The organism is Croceivirga lutea (assembly GCF_014235875.1).
GTDB classification, from domain to species: domain Bacteria; phylum Bacteroidota; class Bacteroidia; order Flavobacteriales; family Flavobacteriaceae; genus Croceivirga; species Croceivirga lutea.
This window is the reverse complement of record NZ_JACJUK010000002.1, coordinates 121,013-143,365: the sequence shown is the minus strand read 5'-3', so window position 1 is coordinate 143,365 and position 22,353 is coordinate 121,013. Positions and strand designations below refer to the sequence as shown.

Below are 22,353 nucleotides of genomic sequence, written 5' to 3'. Positions count from 1 at the left end.
CAAACCCAAATCATTAATTAAATTCTAATTAGAAAAAATGGCAGGAGGAAAACAATCACCACGTCAGAAGATGGTAAACTTAATGTACCTAATCTTCATCGCGATGTTGGCCCTGAATATGAGCAAAGAGGTTCTTGCAGCTTTCGGTCTAATGAACGAAAAGCTAGAGACTTCTAATGCTAAAATGACAGAAAATAACTTGGCTTTCTTTGAAGGTTTAGAAACCAAAGCTTCTGAAAACTCAGAAGAATACGGTGTACTCTTTCAAAACGCACAAGAAGTATCAAGATTATCAACTGAATACTTTACGTATTTAGAAGATTTGAAAAAAGGAATGACTGCTGAAGTAGAAGATCCTAAAGATTATGTAGTAATGGATAAGTCTGATTACTTAGACAACCACTTCTTTCAGGGTGACAACTTAACTCCAGAAGGACAAAAGTTCCTAGATATGATTAACAACTATCGTGAAGGCGTTACTAAAGCGTTGCCAGCAGATAAGTTAAACGATGTTAAAGAAGCAGTTGCTACTCGTTTTTCTACTGGTGGAGAAGATGGTAAAGTTGAGAAAAGAGATGGTACACGTCAAGATTGGATTAAGTACCACTACGAAGGTTACCCAATGGTAGCTTCTTTAGCTCAGATTACACAATTACAAGCTGATATTAAGACTACTGAACAAGAGGTTTTAAAAGGTCTTTTAGAAGGTAACTTAACAGAAGCGGTATCGTTGAAAAATTTTGCTACCACCTTAGCAGCCTCAAAGTCTGCTTTCTACAGTGGTGAAAAGTACGATGGTAAAATTATCATTAGTAAAACAGACAAAACCTCTACTCCTGTTAAGGCTGACTTAACTATGGATGGTAGAAAACTAGCTGAAGGCAAAGACTATAAATTAGAAGCTGGTGGTATTCAGTTATTAGTTGGTGCTGGTGCAGCCGGTGACCACGAAATAAAAGGTACTATGGTATTTATGCAAGATGGTGAAGAAATTCCTGTTGAGATAAATAACAGTTTTGCAACTATCAATAAACCAAATTCTGCAGTAATCTCTGCTGATAAAATGAATGTGGTTTATCGTGGTGTTGCTAACCCAATGACAATTTCTATTCCTGGTATTCCAGATAATAAAGTTACAGCTTCTGCTCCTGGTTTAAGTAAAAGAAGCGGTAGCAAGTATGTAATGAATCCTGGTACTGGTAGAACTGTAAGTATTAGAGCAAATGGTACACTACCAGATGGTACACCTGTAGGTTCAACTACTGAGTTTAGAATTAAAGATATTCCAAGACCTAGTGGTACAGTCCGTGGTGAAGCAGGTAGTGCAAAAATGCCTCGTAGAAACCTTGAAATTGCTACAATTGGTGCCTTGTTAGATGACTTTGATTTTGACCTTAACATTGGTGTTAATGGTTTTAAATTTAAAGTTCCAGGTCAACCAACCGTAGTAGTTAACGGTAATAAATTAAATGCGCAAGCTAAGTCTGCCCTTAAAAGAGCAAAAAGAGGAGACGCAGTTCAAATATTTGATATTAACGCATATATTTCTAACAACAGAAGCTACAAATTAAAGAAAGTATCTCCTGTAGTTGTAGAGTTGACAAACTAAAGAATTACGATTATGAATTGGAAAAATGTATTGTTGATTTCAGCACTAAGTATTCTGCCTATTTCATTGGCGGCTCAGGCAAATATTTTAAATGCCAAAAAGCCAGAAGATATTGGAAAGAAAACAGAGTCTCAAAAATTGGCAGACGACGATGCACCGCTACCATACGGTTATGTTGATGACCGCGATATACTTTGGTCAAAAACAGTGTGGGAGGTTATAGATTTAGATGAGAGAGTAAATTTTCCTTTATACTATCCAACAGATACGGTAGATATAGGGGCAGATAGAAGATCACTTTATCACGTATTAATGAAGGCTATTAAATCAGGTGAATTAACTGATGTTTATGTAGACCCTTATTTTACAGATAAGCGTACTCTTGATCAACTAGGTGCTACACTTAAAAAAGTCGATACCACTGATTTAGGTTACGAACAATTGAATGCAGGTGAACAAGTTTCAGAAGAATTTATTAACAGAAGAGACTTAGATGCTGCTGACATTGAAGAGTACAGAATCAAAGGCATCTGGTATTTTGACAAAAGACAAGGAGAATTAAAATACCGTTTATTAGGTATTGCTCCAGTTGCACCAGATGTTAACTTTATAGATGATGAATCTATGGATCCAAACCAAAACAAAGTAGAGTTATTTTGGGTTTGGTATCCTAGCGCAAGAGAGATATTGCATAAAGCTAAAGTCTTTAATCAAAGCAATTCTGCTCAGCCCATATCTTTTGATATGTTGTTAAATGCTAGAAGATTCAACGGCACCATTTATAAAGAAGATAATGTTCAAGGTGATAGAGAAATTGACGATTACGTTTTTGATAATGCTTTGTTCCAGTTATTAGAAGCGAATAGAATAAAAGAAAATATTCGCGATAGGGAACAAGACATGTGGGCATATTAAGCTCAGAATACTATTCCAATTCAACAAAACAAACGTCCCGATTTTTTCGGGACGTTTTTTTATATGCAACCCCTACCTTTGCATAATGTTAGATTATTTGGTCGTAGGATTAGGGTTAGCGGGTATTTCACTTTGTGAACGTTTAGAACAGGCAGGTAAAACCTATCACGTATTTTCTGATAATTCTCAACAAGCTTCGCTAGTTGCAGGAGGCTTGTACAATCCGGTAATTCTAAAACGTTTTTCTCTGGCATGGAAAGCCGATATTCAAATGCCAATTGCGATGCCATTCTATGAAAAATTAGAGCAAAAGTTACAGGTGAAACTAGACTATAAGATGCGTGTTCTTCGCAAATTTGCTTCAATTGAAGAACAAAACTTATGGTTTGAAGCCTCTGATAATCCAAGGTTATGTTCGTTTCTTTCTACCACTATTGTCAAAAATCAAAACAATCAATTAGATGCTCCTTTTGGTTTTGGAGAAGTGCTTCAAACAGGAAGAATAGATACCAAAACATTACTAACCAATTATAAAGCGTATTTAACCAAGCAAGATAAAATAGCTATCCAGAAATTCGATTTTAATGAACTTCAATTAAATACAAATTGTGTTAGCTATAAAGGTGTTTCTGCTAAGCAGATTGTGTTTTGTGAGGGGTATGGATTAAAATCTAACCCCTATTTTAACTATCTGCCTTTAAATGGTACAAAAGGAGAACTTCTAAAAATTACTGCTCCAGATTTAAAAGAAAATAGTGTAATAAAATCAAGTGCATTTGTAATTCCATTAGAAAACAATGAATACCTTCTTGGTGCTACCTATAAATGGAAAGACAAAACAAATACACCAACGCAAGAATCTAAAGAAGAGTTAATAGAGAAGGCATCCTCTTTTTTAAAAACAAAATATGAGGTTACAGGACATCAGGCAGGTATTCGACCCACGGTGGCCGACCGCAGACCGTTAGTTGGACAACATCCAGAATATCAACAACTTTATGTTTTAAACGGTTTTGGCTCTAGAGGGGTTCTCATTGGCCCTTATGCATCAGAACAATTAGTTAACCTAATAGAAGAGGGTAAGGCATTAGATGTAGATATGAATATCAATCGTTTTAGAAAACGATATAAAGCTTAAGCTTTTGTGGAAGATATTGCAGCTTCTGGGTCGTATTTAAAAAAGAAGTTTATCCAAATATTTCTAGAAAGTCTAATGATTACGGGCATAAATACAACCAAGGTGGCAACAATGGCTATGAAACTTGCTTTAAGACTAGCTCCAATAAATAAGTAGCTAATTACGAATGCAGCAACACCAAAAGCAATACCTAAACCGTAGCTTACATACATTGCTCCATAGAAGAAAGAAGGTTCTATTTTGTACTTAGTTCCGCAGTAAGAGCATCTTTCATTCATTTTAAAAAGCTGAGAAATTGCGTATGGATTTTTATTCTCATACATGCTTTCATTATGGCATTTAGGGCAAGTTCCTGTTAAAATGCTGTATAGTTTTGAACCTTTTTTTAACATTTGCATTTAATTAGATCACAAATTTACGAAGAAGGTGGTTCTACCATTGTAACTTTTATTACAGAATGCTAAACGTACACAATTTATCTGTTTCATTTAATGGAGAATATTTATTTGAGGAAATATCTTTTAGACTCAATGCGGGTGATCGTGTTGGCTTAATAGGTAAAAACGGAGCTGGTAAGTCTACCCTGTTGAAATTGTTGGCGGGAGACAATCAAGCTGATACAGGTGTAATAGCTAAAGAAAAAGAAGTTCAGATTGGTTTTCTTAGACAGGATATTGATTTTGTTTTTGGTAGAACTGTTCTAGAAGAAGCCTACCAAGCTTTTGAGGAGTTGATGAAGCTAGAGCAAGAATTAGCTCAAATAAACTCAGATTTAGCAACCAGAACAGATTATGAAAGTACGGGTTATCATCAATTAATGGAAAACCTTACTGATGTTACACACAGGTACGAAATTTTAGGAGGATACCATTACCAAGGAGAAACCGAGAAAATTCTGCAAGGTTTAGGTTTTAAGCGAGAAGATTTTAATAAAAAAACAGATACGTTTTCTGGTGGTTGGCGAATGCGAATTGAACTGGCTAAGTTATTACTAGAAAAAAACGATGTATTGCTGTTAGATGAGCCTACCAACCATCTAGATATTGAATCGATAATTTGGTTAGAAGATTTTCTAAAAAGTTATTCTGGGGCAATAGTTATTGTTTCTCACGACAAAATGTTCTTAGATAATGTTACCAATAGAACTATAGAAATATCTCTTGGTAAAATATATGACCACAATAAGCCGTACACAAAGTTTTTGGCTTATAGAAATGAGATTCGAGAACAACAATTAAACGCCCAAAAGAACCAACAAAAACAGATTGAGCAGACCGAGAAACTTATTGAAAAGTTTAGAGCAAAAGCTAGTAAAGCATCAATGGCGCAATCGTTAATTAAAAAATTAGACCGTCTAGATATTATCGAAGTTGATGATGAAGATAACGCAGTAATGAATCTTCGTTTTCCGGTTTCTGTAGTTCCTGGTAAGGTTGTATTGAACTTAGAAAAAGTTTCTAAAGCCTATGGAGAAAAGCAGGTCTTAAATAACATTAATCTACTTGTTGAAAGAGGAAGTAAAATTGCCTTTGTAGGTCAAAATGGTCAAGGTAAAAGTACGTTGGCTAAAATCATGGTTAGTGAGTTGCCTTATCAGGGAGATTGCAAACCGGGTCATAATGTGCAAATAGGCTACTTTGCCCAAAACCAAGCAGAATATTTAGATGGTGAAAAAACCATTCTAGACACCATGATTGATGCTGCAAATGAAAAAAATCGTAGTAAGGTTAGAGATATTTTGGGTTCATTTTTATTTAGAGGTGACGATGTTGATAAACACGTAAAGGTATTATCTGGGGGTGAGCGTAATAGATTGGCTCTAGCAAAAATGTTATTGCAACCTTTCAATGTTTTAGTTATGGATGAGCCTACAAACCATCTAGATATTAAATCAAAAAATGTTTTAAAAGAAGCCTTAAACAATTTTGAAGGCACATTACTATTAGTTTCCCATGATAGAGATTTCTTACAAGGTCTTTCGAATAAGGTGTACGAATTTAAAAATGGTGGGATTAAGGAATACTTAGGAGATATTGATTTTTTCTTACAACAAAAAAAGACTGATGATTTCAGGGATATCGAGAAAAAAGAACAAGAAAAATCGGTAATTATAAAAGAAGGAGCTGATGATTACGAGGCCCAAAAGAGAAAAAAATCTCTTAAAAACAGACTCAGTTCACTAGAAAAAAAGATTGCTGCTCATGAAAATGAAATTGCAGAAATGGACCATGAATTAGCGGTTAATTACAATGAAACAGCTTCTAACCCTTCATTTTTTGATAATTATCATGCTAAGAAAAAGCATCTAGAAACGCTAATGGAAGAATGGGAAGAGGTTTCAATGCATCTAGAACCTTAAAAGTAAGAAAAAACCTACCACAATTTTTAATCCGCTCACAACAAATTCCAATCATTACACAACAATTGGCCTAAAATAGGGCGTCAACTTTTGGTGGTTCATTAATCTTCTTCGTAATTTGTAAGAAAATAAATACAAAACAACCAACAAATGACTACAAGATTGCTATTAGGTATCTATTTTTTTCTAAGTGTTTTCTTAGTTAGCGCAAATACAGTTTCTAAAAAAGAAAAAGAAGCGTTGTTGAGTTTGTATGAAAATACAAATGGTGAAAAATGGACCACATCTTGGAATTTAAATTCTGACATAACTACATGGGCGGGGATTGTAATTAAAGATGGTCATGTAACAGAAATCAACCTTTTTAATAACAATCTTTCTGGAAGCTTGCCAGAAAGCATAGGTCAGCTTAAACATTTAGAGCGCTTAAATCTTGCTTTTAATAATATAACGGGAGTAATTCCAAAAGATATTGTTGAGTTAGAAAATCTTAGGGTTTTAAAGTTAGAAATGAATAGAATTAAAGGTTCTTTGCCAGAAAATATTGGCAAGTTGAATAAACTACAAGAGCTGTCATTGTTTAACAATTTTGTTGGTGGTCCAATTCCTCAAAGCTTAGGTGATTTAAAAGAGCTTGAGGTGTTAAATCTTTCAAGTAACAATTTTGAAGGTACCATTCCTGTGACCTTTGGTCAATTAACGAAGCTCAATAGTTTAGGATTGTTTGATAATAGGTTAGAAGGTAGTATTCCAAATACAATTGGTAATTGTGGGCAACTTAAAGAGTTGGTTTTGGCAAATAATAATTTAGAGGGTGCAATACCAAGTGAGATTGCACAATTAACGAACGTAAAAATATTTCAAATACAGAACAATCACTTCAATTCATTTGAAGGATTAGAAAATGTGAATAAAGGTCAGTTTTTAGTTTTTGATACAGACGATAAAAAGACAAATTCTGATTATAAAGAAATCAATCTTCAAAAAACAAGGTATGCAGAAACCATTTTTGAAGATGACCAGAATGAGTAGTTAGTTATACTTTAGTTTGTTTGGTTTGGGGACGTTGGGAGGCGTCCCCTTTTTTTTTGATGTTTACGGGTAAAAAATTGTTGTTTAGACTGTTTAATGCGTTGTTGCGGTACTTTCCTTTTTATTTTATGAAATATTTAACCTGTAAACGAGACTAATACAAATAGTTTTACGGCTTAAACCAACACCAATCGATTTTGTTCTTATGAATTCGAGATATATTATTCTTTCTGTTTTAGGATTACTGTTAATCGTAGCATCATTTTTTGGCGCAAAAGCTATCATAGCTAGCAAAAAAGAAAGGCGTCCACAACCTAGTAAAGTTGTTAAAACTGTATTTGTAGACACAGTAACAAACAAAGAAATTGATATTGTAGTACCAGCAAATGGAAATTTGGTGGCTAAAGAACGAGTAGAGTTATTTGCTGAAGTACAAGGTGTATTTAGACCAGGTGCTTATTTGTTTAAAACGGGGCAAGAATATAGAAAAGGGCAAACACTCATTAGAATAGATGCTTCAGAATATAGGGCTAGTGTGCAGTCAGCAAAAAGTAATTATTATAATTTACTTACTTCTATAATGCCTGATTTGCGATTAGATTACCCAGAAGTTTTTGATAAATGGCAAAATTACTTGGCGAGCTATGAGCTAGATAAGGCTACACCTGCTTTACCTGAGTTTACTTCAGAGAAAGAGAAATATTTTATTTCGGGTAAAGGTATATTAACTAGTTTTTATAACGTAAAAAACTTAGAGCAACGTTTATCTAAATACGTTATCGCCGCTCCATTTACTGGGGTTTTAGCAGATGCTTTGGTTTCTGAGGGTACCCTGGTGCGGTCTGGACAAAAATTAGGTGAATTCATAAAAACAGGCACTTATGAACTACAGGTGGCCTTACCCAAATCGTATAGTGAGTTTCTAAAGGTTGGTAAAACGGTTAATCTAGAAAATTTAGAGAAAAACAAAACCTATACGGGTAAGGTATCAAGAGTAAATGGTAGGGTAGATTTAGCTACCCAAACAATTACCGTGTTTATAGAAGTGGTAGACGCAGACCTTAAAGAAGGTCAATATTTAGAAGCTAAATTAGAAGCTAGACAAGAACCTAATGCTATTGAAATAGATAGGTCTTTAATGCTAGATAACAATCAAATTTATGTGGTAAGAGATTCTATTTTAGATGTTATTGATGTTAATCCTGTTTATTTTTCAGATAAGACCGTAGTACTAAAAAATGTACCAGACGGGGAAAGAATTATCACGAGACCTGTTGTTGGAGCATATCCAGGTATGCTTGTTCAAGTGTATAAAGAAAAAAATACAACAGTAGAATGAGAAAGTTAATTTCATACTTTATAAAGCATCATGTAGCAGTTAATGTAATAATTATTGCATTTATTGTTTTTGGTATAGTTGGAGCGCTTTCATTAAAGTCTTCATACTTTCCACTAAACGAGTCTAAAAACATAATTGTTACCATAACATATCCTGGTGCCTCTCCTCAAGAAATTGAAGAAGGTGTTGTTTTAAAAATTGAAGACAACCTAAAGGGTTTGCAAGGTGTGGAGCGTGTTACCTCTACATCTAGAGAAAATAGTGGTACTATAAATGTTGAGATTGAAAAAGGTAGAGATGTTGACTTTATGCTACTTGAGGTTAAAAATGCCGTAGACAGAGTTCCAACTTTTCCAACAGGTATGGAGCCTTTAGTGGTAGCTAAATTAGATGTGGTAAGGCCTACAATTGCCTTCTCAGTTTCTGGTGATCAAATAGATTTGGCTACTTTAAAACAAATTGGACGACAAGTTGAAAATGACTTACGTACCATAGATGGTATTTCTCAAATTGAAGTTTCTGGATATCCGGCTGAGGAAATTGAAATTGCAGTAAATGAAAATAACCTTTTAGCCTATGGGGTATCATTTCAAGAGGTTGCCAATGCAGTAGAAAACGCAAATATTTTAGTTACCGGTGGTAACATTAAAACTGATGCAGAAGAATATTTAATACGAGCTAATAATCGTTCTTATTATGGTGATGAGCTAAATAACCTTGTGGTTAAGGCAGATGAAACTGGCAGAACTATTCGTTTAAAAGATGTTGCTATTTTAAGAGACCGTTTTTCTGAAACACCTAACTCTAGTTTCTACGATGGTAATTTAGCCGTAAATATCACAGTTACCAGCACAAATACAGAAGATTTGGTAGGTTCTGCAGATAAAGTAAAGGCCTATATAGAAGATTTTAATGCAAAGTACAATAACGTTCAGCTTAATATTACCAGTGATTTTTCAAAAACGCTAAATCAAAGAACGGCATTGCTTACAGAGAATGCCATTGTTGGTATTATTCTAGTACTCATTTTTTTGAGTTTATTTCTTAACACTAGACTTGCATTTTGGGTGGCATTTGGTTTGCCAGTTGCCTTTTTAGGAATGTTTGCTTTTGCTCCATTTATGGGGGTTACTATCAACGTACTTTCCTTGTTTGGAATGATAATCGTTATCGGAATTTTGGTAGATGACGGTATTGTTATTGCAGAAAATATTTACCAGCATTATGAAAAAGGTAAAAAGCCAGTGCAAGCCGCATTAGACGGTGTTATGGAAGTTATACCTCCCATTGTGTCGGCTATAATTACCACGGTTCTTGCCTTTGCTGTATTGTTGTTTTTAGATGGTAGAATTGGTGAGTTTTTTAGTGAAGTTGCAGTGATTGTTATTTTAACTCTTGTAGTATCACTAGTAGAAGCACTTATTATTTTACCTGCACATTTGGCGCATTCAAAGGCATTAACAAAACAAGAGAATCAACCTAAAAAAGGTATAGCTGTACTGTTCTCTAAGCTTCGAAAAATTAATGAATTCGGAGATAAGATTATGAGTTGGATGCGGGACAAGCTTTATAGTCCTGTTTTACGTTTTTCGTTACGTAATAAAATACTAGTTTTTTCATTATTTGTAGTGATTTTGATGCTATCATTTGGCTCTGTAGGTGGCGGAATCATTAGAACAGCCTTTTTTCCAAGGGTAGCGAGTGATAGGATTTCGGTTGAACTGCAAATGCCTAACGGAACCAACGAAAAAGTTACAGATTCTATCATCTCATTAATTGAAGAAAAGGCAGAGATTGTAAATCAAGAACTAACAGAAAAATACCTGCAAGGAACAGATAAAATTCTTTTTGAAAATGTCATAAAAAATCTTGGTCCGGGTTCTTCTCAAGCAACCCTTCAAATTAATTTATTACCTGGAGAGGATAGACCAGATGCTATTGTTGCAGATATGATAACCAATAGATTATCAGAGTTGGTTGGCCCGGTAGTTGGGGTAGAATCTCTTATTTATGGTTCAGGAGGAAATTTTGGTGGAAGTCCGGTTTCGGTTTCCTTATTAGGAAATAATATTGAAGAATTAAAGGCAGCCAAAGAAGAATTAAAAACTGCTTTTAACAATAATACCCTACTAAAAGATATATCTGATAACGACCCTGCAGGTATTAAAGAAATTCGTTTAGAATTAAAAGAAAACGCATATTTAATGGGACTAACATTGAGAGATGTTATGAGTCAGGTTCGTGCAGGTTTCTTTGGGGTACAAGCACAGCGTTTTCAAAGACAACAAGATGAGATTCGAGTATGGGTAAGATATGACCGTGAAAATAGGTCTTCTATTACAGACTTAGATGAGATACGTATACTAACACCAACGGGGGCTCGCGTGCCTTTAAAAGAGATTGCATCGTATTCAATTGCAAGGGGTGATGTGGCCATTAATCACTTAGATGGTAGACGAGAAATTCAGATAAATGCAGATTTAAAAGACCCTAAAACTAGTGCGCCAGATGTGATGACATGGGTGCAAACAGAGGTAATGCCAGATATTTTATCAAAATATCCAACAATTACACCAAGCTATGAGGGGCAAAACAGAGAACGTTTAAAGTTTGTTAACTCATTACGATTTGTAGGACTTACATTTTTGTTTCTTATTTATATAACCATAGCTTTTACATTTAGAAGTTTTAGTCAACCTTTATTACTGTTACTATTGGTGCCGTTTTGTTTGCCAGCAGTAGGTTGGGGGCATTATATAATTGGTTTTCCTGTAAATATTTTATCCTTAATGGGAATCATTGCCTTAATTGGTATTATGGTGAATGATGGCCTGGTGCTTATAGGTAAATTCAATTCAAATTTGCAAGAAGGTATGTCTTTCAATATTGCATTATATAAAGCAGGCCGATCAAGATTTAGAGCTATATTCTTAACCTCAATAACCACAATTGCAGGTTTGGCGCCGTTATTATTAGAGAAAAGCAGACAAGCACAATTTTTAAAACCAATGGCTATCGCAATTGCTTTTGGTATTGGTTTTGCAACGGTTTTAACTCTTTTGTTATTGCCCTTGTTTTTATCGTTCAGTAATAGCTTAAAAGTGTTTGTGAAGTGGTTGATAACCGGAGAAAAAGTAACTAAAGAAGAAGTTGAACGTGCAATAAAAGAGCAGCATGAAGAAGAGTTCATGGAAAAATCAGAAACTGTAATCAACAGTGCAAATCATCATGCTAGCTATAAAGTAGAATCAAAAGAATTAGAAGATAATCTTGTATGAGAATCACAAGTGTTATAGTAACAATTATTCTAGCCTCCCAATTCGTATTTGCTCAACAAGAAATCCTTTCAAAGCAAGAGGCTATAAATAAGGTTTTAGAGAATAATTTTGGAATAAAAATTGCCAGAAACAATGTTGATATCGCAGATAACAACCAAGCGTTATTAAACTCTGGATTTTTACCAACATTAACTGGTTTAGCTGGGGCCAGTTACGATAAAAACAACCAAGAAGCTACCTTTCAAGATGGCAATACTGCGGTTGTTGATGGTGCTGAAACAACACGATACAATGCTAGTGTAAATTTAAATTATACGTTGTTCGATGGTATGGGGCGTTGGTATGACTACAAGCGTTTAAAAGAAGAATATAATTTAAGTGAATTGCAGGCCCGAGAAACTATTGAAACAACAATTGTACAATTGTTTACAGTGTATTTTGAGGTAGCCCGTATATCTGAGAATATTCAAGTTTTGCAAGACACGTATTCCAACACTCAAGAACGTTTACAACGTGCAGAGTATGCTTTTGAATATGGTCAAAGTAACAAATTAGATGTGTTAAATGCACAGGTTGATTTAGTAAATGACAGTATTAATTTAATGACAGAAAGACAACTACTTAAAAATACCGTTAGAGATTTAAATGTTGTGCTTAATGAAGACATGCAAACCGCTTTTGAAGTAGATACTACAATTGCATTTATCAATCCTATAGACCTAGATAGTTTTTATGAAAGTTCAGAAGAAAACAATGTGAGCTTATTACAAGCTAAGTCGAACATTTCAATTAGTGAATATAATCTAAAGTCGTCAAGGTCTGTTTTTCTACCCACCATTGGGTTAACAGGTTCTTACGGTTGGAATGAAAGTAATTTTCCTCCAACAGGATTCTTAGCAGCAAGCACTTCTACAGGTGTTTCCGGAGGTGTTAATTTAACTTGGAATTTATTTGACGGTGGTGGTGGAATAACTCAAGTTAAAAACACCAAAATTCTTAGAGATAATCAAGAGTATCTAAAAAATCAGCTTTTGCAACAAGTGAGAAGAGATATTGCAAATGCAAAAGGTAACTATGAAAACAGATTAGAAGTTTTTAAGTTACAAGAACAAAATGTGGTTACTGCTAAAGATAATTTTGAGCGTTCAAATGAGCGTTACAAATTAGGTCAAATAACCTCTGTGGAGTTAAGACAAGCTCAGATTAATCTACTTAACGCCGAAACCAGTAAAAATCAAGCAAAATATGCTGCTAAATTATCAGAGTTACAGTATTTACAACTTATAGGGCAGCTTTTAAATACTAATATTTAGATAAGATTTTAAGGCTAATAACAATGTTTGAACACTTTTTTCAATGTCCGTATTGTTGGGAAGAAATATCAATGTTATTAGATACTTCAATTCGTCAACAAAGCTATGTAGAAGATTGCGAAGTATGTTGTAATCCTATAGAAGTTACGGCCTATTTCTTGGCTAACGAACTTACTCAATTTGAAGCCTCAGAATTAGGTCAATAATCAATTGAGAATTTCGTTTAAAGTTTACCAAACGCGTTAATTAATACAGTAGCTCAATTCTCATGTTTGCGTAATGCCGTAATTTTGTAAAAATGTAGTGACAAAGCTTTTAACTTATGGTAAAGAAATTTACAATTCTTCTTTGTTTTCTCTTAGTAAATCTTAGCTTTTCTCAATTATACGAGCCCGTTAAGTGGTCAACCTCGGTAGAAAAAATTTCAGATTCAGAGTATTATTTAGTTTCAATTGCTACAATTGAAAGTGGTTGGCATTTATATGCTCAAGAAGTACCAGAAGATGGGCCAATACCAACAACTTTTTATTATGATGAGGCAAATGATGCTTTAAAGTTAGAAGGTAAAACCCTTGAAGGTATAGGGCATACGGTAGATGATAAGGTTTTTCAAATGACCATAAAGTTTTTTGAAAATGAAGCTGTATTTAAGCAAAAAGTAATTCTGAATGAACCAATTGCAGAGACATTGGCATCAGTAGAATTTATGGTTTGTGATGATGAAAAGTGTTTACCCCCAACAGAGGTTGATTTAAAATTTGATTTTAACAACATTTCAGAAAGTAGTATTCCGATAACACTTCAAGAAAGCAAACCTCTAGAGACCAACCCAAAAGAGGCTTCGGCTGAGATAGTATATGAAGACTCGGATACAGAAAATAAGGGTTTGTGGAGCATTTTTATCATAGCCTTCTTATCCGGTTTTGTGGCTTTGCTAACACCATGTGTGTTCCCCATGATACCATTAACCATTAGCTTTTTTACCAAACAAAGTAAAAATAAAGCTGCGGGTATTAGAAACGCTATTATCTACGGTATTTCAATTATAGTAATATATGTATTGTTGGGTACAGCAGTAACGGCAATATTTGGAGCAGATTCTTTAAATGCCTTAGCAACAAATGTTTGGTTTAACCTTATTTTCTTTTTACTGCTGGTGGTCTTTGCAATATCTTTTTTAGGAGCTTTTGAGATAAATCTTCCGAGTTCATGGGCAAATAAAATTGACGAGCAATCTTATAAAAGAGGAGGTTTTGTTGGTATCTTTTTTATGGCATTAGCATTGGCTATTGTTTCCTTTTCCTGCACTGGCCCTATTGTGGGGACTTTACTTGTAGAAGCAGCTTCAAAAGGAGGCATTGCTCCAATTGTGGGTATGTTAGGTTTTTCTTTAGCCATTGCTTTACCTTTTGCATTGTTTGCTGCCTTCCCTGGATGGTTAAATTCTTTACCTAAATCTGGCGGATGGCTAAATACGGTTAAAGTAGTTTTAGGTTTTTTAGAATTGGCTTTTGCATTTAAATTTTTGTCGCAAGCAGATTTAGTTCTACAATTACATTTGCTAGAACGTGAAGTTTTCATTGCAATTTGGATAGCTATTTTTGGGGCCTTATCCCTTTATTTATTGGGTAAGCTAAGATTACCTCATGATGGTGATAACAATAGCATATCTGTTAGTAGACTACTGTTGGCGCTGTTAACCTTGAGTTTTACCATTTATTTAATACCAGGTCTATGGGGTGCGCCTTTAAAATTAATTAGTGCTTTTCCACCACCGTTAGAATATAGCGAATCTCCTTATGGAGTAGGGTATTCCAAAACGGGGAGTACAAATAGTGATGCTCCTGTGGATATACCTACAGGTGCACATTTATTAGCCCCACACGATATTTTGGCGTTTAATGATTATGACAACGGTTTAGCCTATGCCAAAAAGGTAAACAAACCTGTTATGATTGATTTTACTGGCTGGGCTTGTGTAAACTGTAGAAAGATGGAGCAAAATGTTTGGCCAGAACCCAGAGTTTTAAACGCTTTAAAAAATGAGGTGGTGTTAATTTCACTTTATGTGGATGATAAAAGACCTTTGCCCGAAGGTGAAATAGCGGAATCTAAATTAAGACCAGGTAAAAAACTTAGAAATATTGGTCAAAAATGGAGTGAACTTCAGACTGTAAAATATAAAGCAAATTCACAACCTTTCTATGTGTTGATGAATCATGATGAAGAAAATCTGATTACACCAATTGCCTATACACCAAATGCAGATAAGTATTTTGACTGGTTGTCTACAGGTATTGCAAACTTCAAAAAATAACGTTAATAGCAGTAATAAATAGTTATAACCGTGTTAAGCTAGTTTTATTAATTGTTTTGAATGTCTCATTTTCAGTATCTTGAAAATAAAAAAGAGACTATGAAAATTTCTGCAATGAGTATGGTAGCGTTTACCACACTATTATTAGTGACCGTTACTATTATGGTTACTATGAACTTTCCATTTAACTGGGTATTTTACTTAACAGTATTTGGGCAAGCTATGATAGTAGTTATGGTCTATAAGGTGCTAACAGACAATTATACTACAGATAAGGTTTTTGAAGATTTCTATGAAGACAACCCAATAGGAAGAGAAGGTTCTTAATAAACCTCCTCTTCTTTTATTTGTTTAGTGCTAGATAGTGTCATACCTAATTCAGGAATTACCAATAACGGTATTTGCGTGTGAAAGGCAGTGCGTTTAACTATGGGTTCACGAGTCATCTGCTCCATATAGCTATGCTGATAATTTAACATAGCTAACAAATGAATATCGAGTTCCTTGGAGAAAATTTCTAGTGTTTGTGAGATTGAGTTTAGCTCAGAAACGGTATGAATATAATGTTCAACCTCTCCAAAATACTTGCGTAGCATATCTAAATTAAACTGCTGCATCTCGTTTAGTGCTTTTATCTGATATTGTACGTGTACAATTCTAATAGTGGCATTAAAGCTTTTGGCTAGCTCAATTAAAGGTTTTAATTCTGATTGTGAATAAAACCTATTAAAATCGGTTGCAAAAGCAATTTCTGAGGGTTGGTTATAATCAAAATTTTGTGGAATAGCTAATACAGGACATCTTTTGGTGCTTTTAATAATGCGCACAGTATTGCTTCCCATAAACACTTCATCTAATCCAGAAGCCCCTTTTGTACCTGTTATTATTAAATCAATACCAAAAGTGTCTACTACATCTTTTACTTCATCTACTAATAAATTAAAAGAAGAAATGGTTTCAAACTCATGTTTATCGTTTTTAAAATCATCTTTTATGAGTTGAACGGTGTTCTTGAGACCATTCTCAGAACTACAGCGCATGGCATCTTCTATTCTACTGCCATTAACAATGGGCGCCATAAAGCGGCTACTAGGTATACTTGGAGTGTAGGTGTTTAGTAGATAAAACTTACATTCTTCATTAGCAAACAGCCTCATGGCATACCTAATGGCATTCCAAGCGTTTTCAGAGAAATCTGTTGGGATTAATATTTTTTTCATCTACCTAAGGATTTTTTTTTGGATAGCGTAAAATTACCTTAGGTTAGAGCAGTATTCTATGACAATTATCAGTTTTGAATTTTCTGAAAGTTAAAATCCTTCAGCTAAGTCTCTAAGTTTTTTTTCGTCCTTGATTCCTAGTTTTTTGCCAGAAGCTTTAATAAGGTCTTTTTTCTTGAATTCAGAAATAATTCTAATAGCTGATTCAGTAGCAGTACCAACTACATTAGAAATATCTTCTCTAGATAACATTACTTTAAAATAACCCTCATCATCTAGGCCAAAGTTTTGTAGATATAAAAAAGCTTCTGCTATACGTTGTTTTACAGTTTTCTGACTAATATTTACAATAACATCATCGGCTTCTTTTAGGTCATGGGCCATATGTCTTAAAACCTCCAGCGTAAAGTTTGGGTTCTTGTGTAAGGTATTCGTAATACTTTCTTTTGGAATGTAGCAGACCTCCATATCACTAACTGCTACAGCTGATAAATTGGTAGATTCTTCTGCTATTACAGAACGCTGACCAATAACCTCACCTTTTGTAGCTAACTTAATTATCTGGTCTTTGCCGTTTTCGCTTAATTTAGAAAGTTTTGAAACTCCGTTTCTTACACAAAACACGCCACCAAGTTTTTCACCTTCTTCAAAAAGAGGTTCTCCTTTTTTAACGGTTTTGGTTACTTTAGAATCAGAAACAGCTTTTAACTCTTCTTTGTTCATTGCTCGTAGCGCGTTAAACTGTCGAACTATACAATTTTCACATCTAGATTCTTCCATAACTTTTGCTTTACCTGACCTTACAAATTTACTGTTAGTAAGTTAAGTAAAACCTGACAATTATCATATTTTGAGTAAATTCCATAGTAGACATTTGTAGCAGGTATTTAGCAAATGTATTATGAAAACTTCTACATGTTTTCACTGTGGTGACTCTTGTGATAATTCAGCAATAGTTTTTGATGAAAAACAATTTTGTTGTAATGGCTGCAAAACAGTTTACGAAATCTTTAGTACTAATGGCTTAGACTGTTACTATGATTTAGAGGCTGCAGCGGGTAAAACACCAATAGAGATTGCCAATAAATTTGATTTTTTAGCCAACCAAGAAATCGCCAAAAAGCTATTAGAATTTGATGAGGAAGGTTTTCAGGTGGTGCAATTTCATATACCAAACATGCATTGCAGTTCATGTATTTGGGTCTTAGAAAATTTACATAAACTTAATAGTGCAGTAAAACAATCTCAAGTAGATTTTCCAAAAAAACAGGCGCGGTTTACCTACAATAGTGAAGCGCTAACCTTAAAAGATTTAGCTATTCTTTTAGCTAGAATTGGTTATGAACCAACTATTTCTTTAGAAGATTATTCAGCAGCAAAGAAAAAAGTTGACCGTAGCTTACTCTATAAATTAGGGGTGGCGGGTTTCTCTTTTGGTAATGTTATGCTCCTTTCTTTTCCTGAATATTTTGAAGTGCAAGAATATTGGCTAGACCAATACAAACCTTTTTTTAGGTGGCTGATGTTTGCTTTTTCCTTGCCAGTAGTTTTTTATGCAGCGCAGGACTACTTTATTTCTGCAATAAAAGGATTGCGTTCTAAATTGTTAAACATAGATGTGCCTATTGCATTAGGTGTATTGACTTTATTTTTAAGAAGTACAGCAGATATTGTTTTTGACTACGGTTCCGGATTTTTTGATAGTCTAACTGGGTTAGTATTCTTTTTATTAGTAGGTCGTTTTTTTCAACAAAAAACGTACGCATATCTCTCTTTTGAACGCGATTATAAATCGTATTTTCCTATTGCGGTTACTAGAATAACAAAAAGTAAAACTGAAGAAACAATTGAAATTTATGACATCAAAGCTGGTGATAGAATTCTAATTCGAAATCAAGAAATATTACCTGTTGATGCTATTTTAATAGACGGTAAGGCTCAAATTGATTATAGCTTTGTAACAGGAGAATCAGAATCAATTCAAAAAAAATCTGGAGACAAGTTATTTGCTGGAGGAAAACAATTAGGAGGCGTTTTAGAAGTGGAGGCATTGAAGTCTGTATCCCAAAGCTATTTAACGCAATTATGGGAGAATGCTGCCTTTACAAAAAATAAGTCGAGTGAGTTTCAAACCCTTACCGATGCTATTGGTAAAAGATTCACCATTGCCGTATTAACTATCGCTATTTTATCCTCAGCCTTTTGGTTGTGGTACGACCCTAGTAAAGCATTAAATGTTTTTACCGCAGTTTTAATAATTGCCTGTCCTTGTGCTATTGCTTTGGCAGCGCCTTTTACTCTGGGCAACATGATTCGGATTTTTGGTCGTCTCGGGTTCTATTTAAAAGATACCAATACACTTGAAAGATTGGCCAAAATAGATACCCTAGTATTTGATAAAACTGGAACACTCACATCAAATTCTGGTAATACCATTATTTATGAAGGTATGGAACTTACAGATGATGAAGCATCGCTATTAAAAAATACATTGCGTGCTTCTAACCATCCGTTAAGTAGAGAGTTGTATTCCATTTTAGAAGACCAAAAAATCTCAACATTAGATGATTTTAAAGAGCAAACTGGTAAAGGCATAATTGGTGAAAAAAGCGGACATACAGTCAAAATAGGTTCTGCTAGTTATGTTGGCAATGCTGACAAAAACAAATCAGAAACAGCCGTTCATATAGTGGCAGATGCCAATTACAAGGGCAAATTTGTGTTTAAAAGTAAATACCGAGAGGGTATTTCTGGGTTATTGAGAAAGCTTCGTAAAGGTTATGAGCTTGTTATTCTTTCAGGAGATAATGACGGCGAAAAAAAGCGTTTAAAAGCGTTATTTCCGTTTGAAATGCCAATGTTTTTTAATCAGAAACCAGAAGATAAACTCAAGTTTATACAAAACATGCAATCGCACTCTAATGTATTAATGATTGGCGATGGTTTAAATGATGCTGGAGCTTTAGCCCAGAGTAACGTAGGTGTATCTGTATCAGAAGATATTAACGTATTCTCCCCCGCCTGTGATGCCATCTTAGATGCAAAAAAGATAACGTTGTTAGCAGATTTTTTAGCGCTTTCAAAAAAGTCAATTCAAATTATTAAAGCGAGTTTTATTTTTTCGCTATGCTACAACCTAATTGGGTTATTCTTTGCGGTTACCGGGCAATTAAAACCTGTAATCGCAGCCATTCTAATGCCGCTTAGTTCTATAAGTATTGTAGTGTTTACAACAATTGCGGTGAACTATTACGGACAAAAGATTAATAGTCAAAAAAACGAAAAATCAAAAATATAAAGATGGTGTAATGGCATTTTATAAGCTTGATAATTACCAGAATAAAAAAATAGTAAACAAAATGAGTAAACCTGATAAATGTCATTTTAATCTGAATAGTGAGCCAGTAGTTTTACCACCAGATTCAAAATAGGTATGAGTGTAATCTATGTTTTATTAACCATTAGTGTATGTGTCGCTGTGGTCTTTTTTACTGCATTCGTTTTTTCAGTAAAAAAGGGCCAGTATGATGACTCCTACACTCCATCTGTTCGAATGTTATTCGAAGATGAATTAATTGAGCAAACAACAACTAGTAATAACCAAAATAAAAGTGAAACTGAATAATTATGGAAGTACAACAATTTCATTACGATAATAAAATCGTACAAAAATTCCTCTATGCCACCATTCTTTGGGGTATTGTTGGTATGGCTGTGGGGCTGCTGTTGGCCTTTATGTTTTTATTCCCTAACCTTACAGATGGTATCTCTTGGTTAAGTTTTGGACGTTTACGACCATTGCACACCAATGCGGTAATCTTTGCCTTTGTAGGTAACGCAATTTTTGCAGGGGTTTATTATTCTTTACAGCGTCTGCTAAAGGCCAGAATGTTTAGTGATGCATTAAGTAATATTAACTTTTGGGGTTGGCAGTTAATAATCGTAGCTGCTGCAATAACCTTACCCTTAGGTTACACTACATCTAAAGAATATGCAGAGTTAGAATGGCCAATAGATTTAGCTATAGCAGTAGTTTGGGTGGTATTTGGGTGGAATATGATTGGAACCATTCTTAAAAGAAGACAACGTCACCTCTACGTGGCTATTTGGTTCTACTTAGCAACATTTGTTACTGTCGCTGTACTTCACATATTTAACAGTTTAGAATTACCAGTTACAGGTTTAAAAAGTTACTCGGTTTATGCTGGAGTTCAAGATGCATTAGTACAATGGTGGTATGGCCATAACGCCGTAGCATTCTTTTTAACTACGCCATTTTTAGGGCTTATGTATTATTTTGTTCCTAAAGCTGCTAACAGACCGGTATACTCCTATAGATTGTCTATAGTGCACTTTTGGTCATTAATTTTTATCTATATCTGGGCTGGTCCTCACCACTTATTGTATTCAGCTTTACCAGATTGGGCCCAAAACTTAGGGGTAGTATTCTCTGTAATGCTAATTGCACCATCTTGGGGAGGTATGATTAATGGTCTCTTAACCTTAAGAGGTGTTTGGGACAAAGTTCGTTCAGATGCTGTTTTAAAATTCATGGTAGTGGCTATTACAGGTTATGGTATGGCCACATTTGAAGGACCAATGTTGTCTTTGAAAAACGTAAATGCAATTGCACACTTTAGTGATTGGATTATTGCTCACGTACACGTTGGTGCGTTAGCTTGGAATGGCTTCTTAACCTTTGGTATGATTTACTGGTTAGTGCCACGAATGTTTAAGACAACATTACACTCAAAAGGATTGGCAAATTTCCATTTCTGGATAGGTACCCTAGGTATTGTTTTATACACACTTCCAATGTATGTAGCTGGTTTTACCCAGGCCTTAATGTGGAAAGAGTTTAACCCAGATGGTACATTGGTATATGGTAACTTCTTAGAGACGGTATCACAAATCATTCCTATGTATTGGATGCGTGCAATCGGCGGTAGTTTATATATCATTGGTGCATTTGTAATGTTATACAACGTTGTGGCAACCATTAGAAAAGGTAGTAAAGTTGAAGATGAATTGGCAGAAGCCCCAGCTTTAGCTAAGGTAACGGGTAGAAGAACCGCAGGAGAAACCTACCATACATGGTTAGAAAGAAGACCAGTGCGTTTAACCATATTTGCAACCATAGCTATCCTTATAGGTGGTGTAGTTCAAATTGTGCCAACCATAATGGTTAAATCTAATATTCCAACGATTACCAGTGTTAAACCTTACACACCACTAGAATTAGAAGGTAGAGACTTATACATCAGAGAAGGTTGTGTAGGTTGTCACTCTCAAATGATTAGACCATTTAGAAGTGAAGTAGAACGTTACGGAGAATATGCTAAAGCGGGCGAGTTTGTTTATGACCACCCTTTCCTTTGGGGTAGTAAACGTACAGGTCCAGATTTATTGCGAGTTGGCGGAAAGTATTCTGATAACTGGCATTTAAATCACATGTATGACCCTCAAAGTACCTCCGCGGGTTCTATTATGCCTGCATACCAATGGTTAGTTAAAAATGAACATGATAGAAGTGATGTTGAAGCCAAAATGAAAACCATGGTTAAACTAGGGGTTCCTTATACAGATGAAGATATCTCAAGTGCCCAAGAATCCATGGCAATGCAAGCAGAACAAATAGAGAAAAACTTATACGCTGACCCAGAGTTTGTAAAAACCTATGAAGCAGATAAGAAATATGCTCAAGAAAACGGCTTACCATTTGTTGAAATGCGCGACCGTGAAATCGTCAGCCTAATAGCTTATTTACAGCGTTTAGGAACCGATATTAAAATAAAAGAAACAGACGAATTATTGTCACAAAACGCAAACTAGA

General features: G+C 34.8%; 17 protein-coding genes. 14 read left to right on the top strand and 3 right to left on the bottom strand.

Features of this window, described 5'->3' with window-relative positions:
• The first annotated feature begins 37 nt into the window (after window positions 1–37).
• From porM to H5V42_RS04200, 3 genes are all read left to right on the top strand, one after another.
• Window positions 38–1,609 carry a type IX secretion system motor protein PorM/GldM gene (porM, locus tag H5V42_RS04210; protein ID WP_185781882.1) on the top strand — a complete coding sequence of 524 codons (1,572 nt, stop codon included), beginning with the start codon at window positions 38–40 and terminating at the stop codon, window positions 1,607–1,609.
• A gap of 12 nt (window positions 1,610–1,621) precedes the next feature.
• Window positions 1,622–2,524, top strand: a complete 903-nt coding sequence (porN, locus tag H5V42_RS04205) for a type IX secretion system ring subunit PorN/GldN (protein ID WP_185781881.1) — start codon at window positions 1,622–1,624, stop codon at window positions 2,522–2,524.
• 85 nt (window positions 2,525–2,609) lie between these two features.
• The gene (locus tag H5V42_RS04200) at window positions 2,610–3,662 is read left to right on the top strand and encodes an NAD(P)/FAD-dependent oxidoreductase (protein WP_185781880.1); all 1,053 of its coding nucleotides are present in this window, start codon (window positions 2,610–2,612) and stop codon (window positions 3,660–3,662) included.
• On the opposite strand, the gene H5V42_RS04195 is transcribed toward H5V42_RS04200, so the two are convergent.
• Complete coding sequence (locus H5V42_RS04195) at window positions 3,659–4,054, bottom strand: DUF983 domain-containing protein (protein ID WP_185781879.1); 396 nt, start codon at window positions 4,052–4,054, stop codon at window positions 3,659–3,661. The two genes, H5V42_RS04200 and H5V42_RS04195, sit on opposite strands and share 4 nt — an antisense overlap.
• A 65-nt stretch (window positions 4,055–4,119) precedes the next feature.
• Here H5V42_RS04195 and H5V42_RS04190 point away from each other — a divergent pair, with 65 nt between their 5' ends.
• From H5V42_RS04190 to H5V42_RS04155, 8 genes are all read left to right on the top strand, one after another.
• Window positions 4,120–6,021, top strand: a complete 1,902-nt coding sequence (locus H5V42_RS04190) for an ABC-F family ATP-binding cassette domain-containing protein (RefSeq protein WP_185781878.1) — start codon at window positions 4,120–4,122, stop codon at window positions 6,019–6,021.
• Between the two features lie 150 nt (window positions 6,022–6,171).
• Entirely contained in the window at window positions 6,172–7,053 is an 882-nt protein-coding gene (locus H5V42_RS04185; RefSeq protein ID WP_185781877.1) for a hypothetical protein, read from the top strand.
• A 205-nt stretch (window positions 7,054–7,258) separates the two neighbouring features.
• Window positions 7,259–8,392 (top strand): efflux RND transporter periplasmic adaptor subunit, encoded by a 1,134-nt coding sequence (locus H5V42_RS04180; protein WP_185781876.1) that lies wholly within the window; start codon window positions 7,259–7,261, stop codon window positions 8,390–8,392.
• Entirely contained in the window at window positions 8,389–11,670 is a 3,282-nt protein-coding gene (locus H5V42_RS04175) for an efflux RND transporter permease subunit (protein ID WP_185781875.1), read from the top strand. Before H5V42_RS04180 ends, H5V42_RS04175 begins: the two co-directional genes overlap by 4 nt.
• Window positions 11,667–12,983, top strand: a complete 1,317-nt coding sequence (locus tag H5V42_RS04170; protein ID WP_185781874.1) for a TolC family protein — start codon at window positions 11,667–11,669, stop codon at window positions 12,981–12,983. Before H5V42_RS04175 ends, H5V42_RS04170 begins: the two co-directional genes overlap by 4 nt.
• A gap of 23 nt (window positions 12,984–13,006) precedes the next feature.
• Window positions 13,007–13,189, top strand: a complete 183-nt coding sequence (locus H5V42_RS04165; protein ID WP_185781873.1) for a CPXCG motif-containing cysteine-rich protein — start codon at window positions 13,007–13,009, stop codon at window positions 13,187–13,189.
• Between the two features lie 116 nt (window positions 13,190–13,305).
• Entirely contained in the window at window positions 13,306–15,300 is a 1,995-nt protein-coding gene (locus H5V42_RS04160; protein ID WP_185781872.1) for a protein-disulfide reductase DsbD family protein, read from the top strand.
• Window positions 15,301–15,399: 99 nt separating this feature from the next.
• Window positions 15,400–15,627 carry a hypothetical protein gene (locus tag H5V42_RS04155; RefSeq protein WP_185781871.1) on the top strand — a complete coding sequence of 76 codons (228 nt, stop codon included), beginning with the start codon at window positions 15,400–15,402 and terminating at the stop codon, window positions 15,625–15,627.
• On the opposite strand, the gene H5V42_RS04150 is transcribed toward H5V42_RS04155, so the two are convergent.
• A complete protein-coding gene (locus H5V42_RS04150) occupies window positions 15,624–16,520 on the bottom strand; it encodes a universal stress protein (RefSeq protein WP_185781870.1) in 897 nt (298 codons plus the stop codon). The two genes, H5V42_RS04155 and H5V42_RS04150, sit on opposite strands and share 4 nt — an antisense overlap.
• Window positions 16,521–16,610: 90 nt before the next feature.
• A complete protein-coding gene (locus H5V42_RS04145; protein ID WP_229665598.1) occupies window positions 16,611–17,300 on the bottom strand; it encodes a Crp/Fnr family transcriptional regulator in 690 nt (229 codons plus the stop codon).
• Window positions 17,301–17,421: 121 nt separating this feature from the next.
• On the opposite strand from H5V42_RS04145, the gene H5V42_RS04140 reads away from it, so the two are divergent.
• From H5V42_RS04140 to ccoN, 3 genes are all read left to right on the top strand, one after another.
• Window positions 17,422–19,818, top strand: a complete 2,397-nt coding sequence (locus H5V42_RS04140) for a heavy metal translocating P-type ATPase (RefSeq protein ID WP_185781869.1) — start codon at window positions 17,422–17,424, stop codon at window positions 19,816–19,818.
• A gap of 135 nt (window positions 19,819–19,953) precedes the next feature.
• Window positions 19,954–20,145: a cbb3-type cytochrome oxidase assembly protein CcoS gene (ccoS, locus tag H5V42_RS04135; protein WP_185781868.1), complete on the top strand. Its 192-nt coding sequence runs from the start codon at window positions 19,954–19,956 to the stop codon at window positions 20,143–20,145.
• Between the two features lie 2 nt (window positions 20,146–20,147).
• Entirely contained in the window at window positions 20,148–22,352 is a 2,205-nt protein-coding gene (ccoN, locus tag H5V42_RS04130; RefSeq protein ID WP_185781867.1) for a cytochrome-c oxidase, cbb3-type subunit I, read from the top strand.
• Window position 22,353 lies beyond the last annotated feature (1 nt).

Coding starts and splice junctions, on each gene's coding strand:
- H5V42_RS04170 (WP_185781874.1), top strand. CDS start 11,667: ATGAGAATCACAAGTGTTATAGTAACAATTATTCTAGCCTCCCAATTC.
- H5V42_RS04195 (WP_185781879.1), bottom strand. CDS start 4,054: ATGTTAAAAAAAGGTTCAAAACTATACAGCATTTTAACAGGAACTTGC.
- H5V42_RS04160 (WP_185781872.1), top strand. CDS start 13,306: ATGGTAAAGAAATTTACAATTCTTCTTTGTTTTCTCTTAGTAAATCTT.
- ccoS (WP_185781868.1), top strand. CDS start 19,954: ATGAGTGTAATCTATGTTTTATTAACCATTAGTGTATGTGTCGCTGTG.
- ccoN (WP_185781867.1), top strand. CDS start 20,148: ATGGAAGTACAACAATTTCATTACGATAATAAAATCGTACAAAAATTC.
- H5V42_RS04175 (WP_185781875.1), top strand. CDS start 8,389: ATGAGAAAGTTAATTTCATACTTTATAAAGCATCATGTAGCAGTTAAT.
- H5V42_RS04150 (WP_185781870.1), bottom strand. CDS start 16,520: ATGAAAAAAATATTAATCCCAACAGATTTCTCTGAAAACGCTTGGAAT.
- H5V42_RS04185 (WP_185781877.1), top strand. CDS start 6,172: ATGACTACAAGATTGCTATTAGGTATCTATTTTTTTCTAAGTGTTTTC.
- H5V42_RS04145 (WP_229665598.1), bottom strand. CDS start 17,300: ATGGAAGAATCTAGATGTGAAAATTGTATAGTTCGACAGTTTAACGCG.
- H5V42_RS04190 (WP_185781878.1), top strand. CDS start 4,120: ATGCTAAACGTACACAATTTATCTGTTTCATTTAATGGAGAATATTTA.
- porN (WP_185781881.1), top strand. CDS start 1,622: ATGAATTGGAAAAATGTATTGTTGATTTCAGCACTAAGTATTCTGCCT.
- H5V42_RS04200 (WP_185781880.1), top strand. CDS start 2,610: ATGTTAGATTATTTGGTCGTAGGATTAGGGTTAGCGGGTATTTCACTT.
- H5V42_RS04155 (WP_185781871.1), top strand. CDS start 15,400: ATGAAAATTTCTGCAATGAGTATGGTAGCGTTTACCACACTATTATTA.
- H5V42_RS04180 (WP_185781876.1), top strand. CDS start 7,259: ATGAATTCGAGATATATTATTCTTTCTGTTTTAGGATTACTGTTAATC.
- H5V42_RS04165 (WP_185781873.1), top strand. CDS start 13,007: ATGTTTGAACACTTTTTTCAATGTCCGTATTGTTGGGAAGAAATATCA.
- H5V42_RS04140 (WP_185781869.1), top strand. CDS start 17,422: ATGAAAACTTCTACATGTTTTCACTGTGGTGACTCTTGTGATAATTCA.
- porM (WP_185781882.1), top strand. CDS start 38: ATGGCAGGAGGAAAACAATCACCACGTCAGAAGATGGTAAACTTAATG.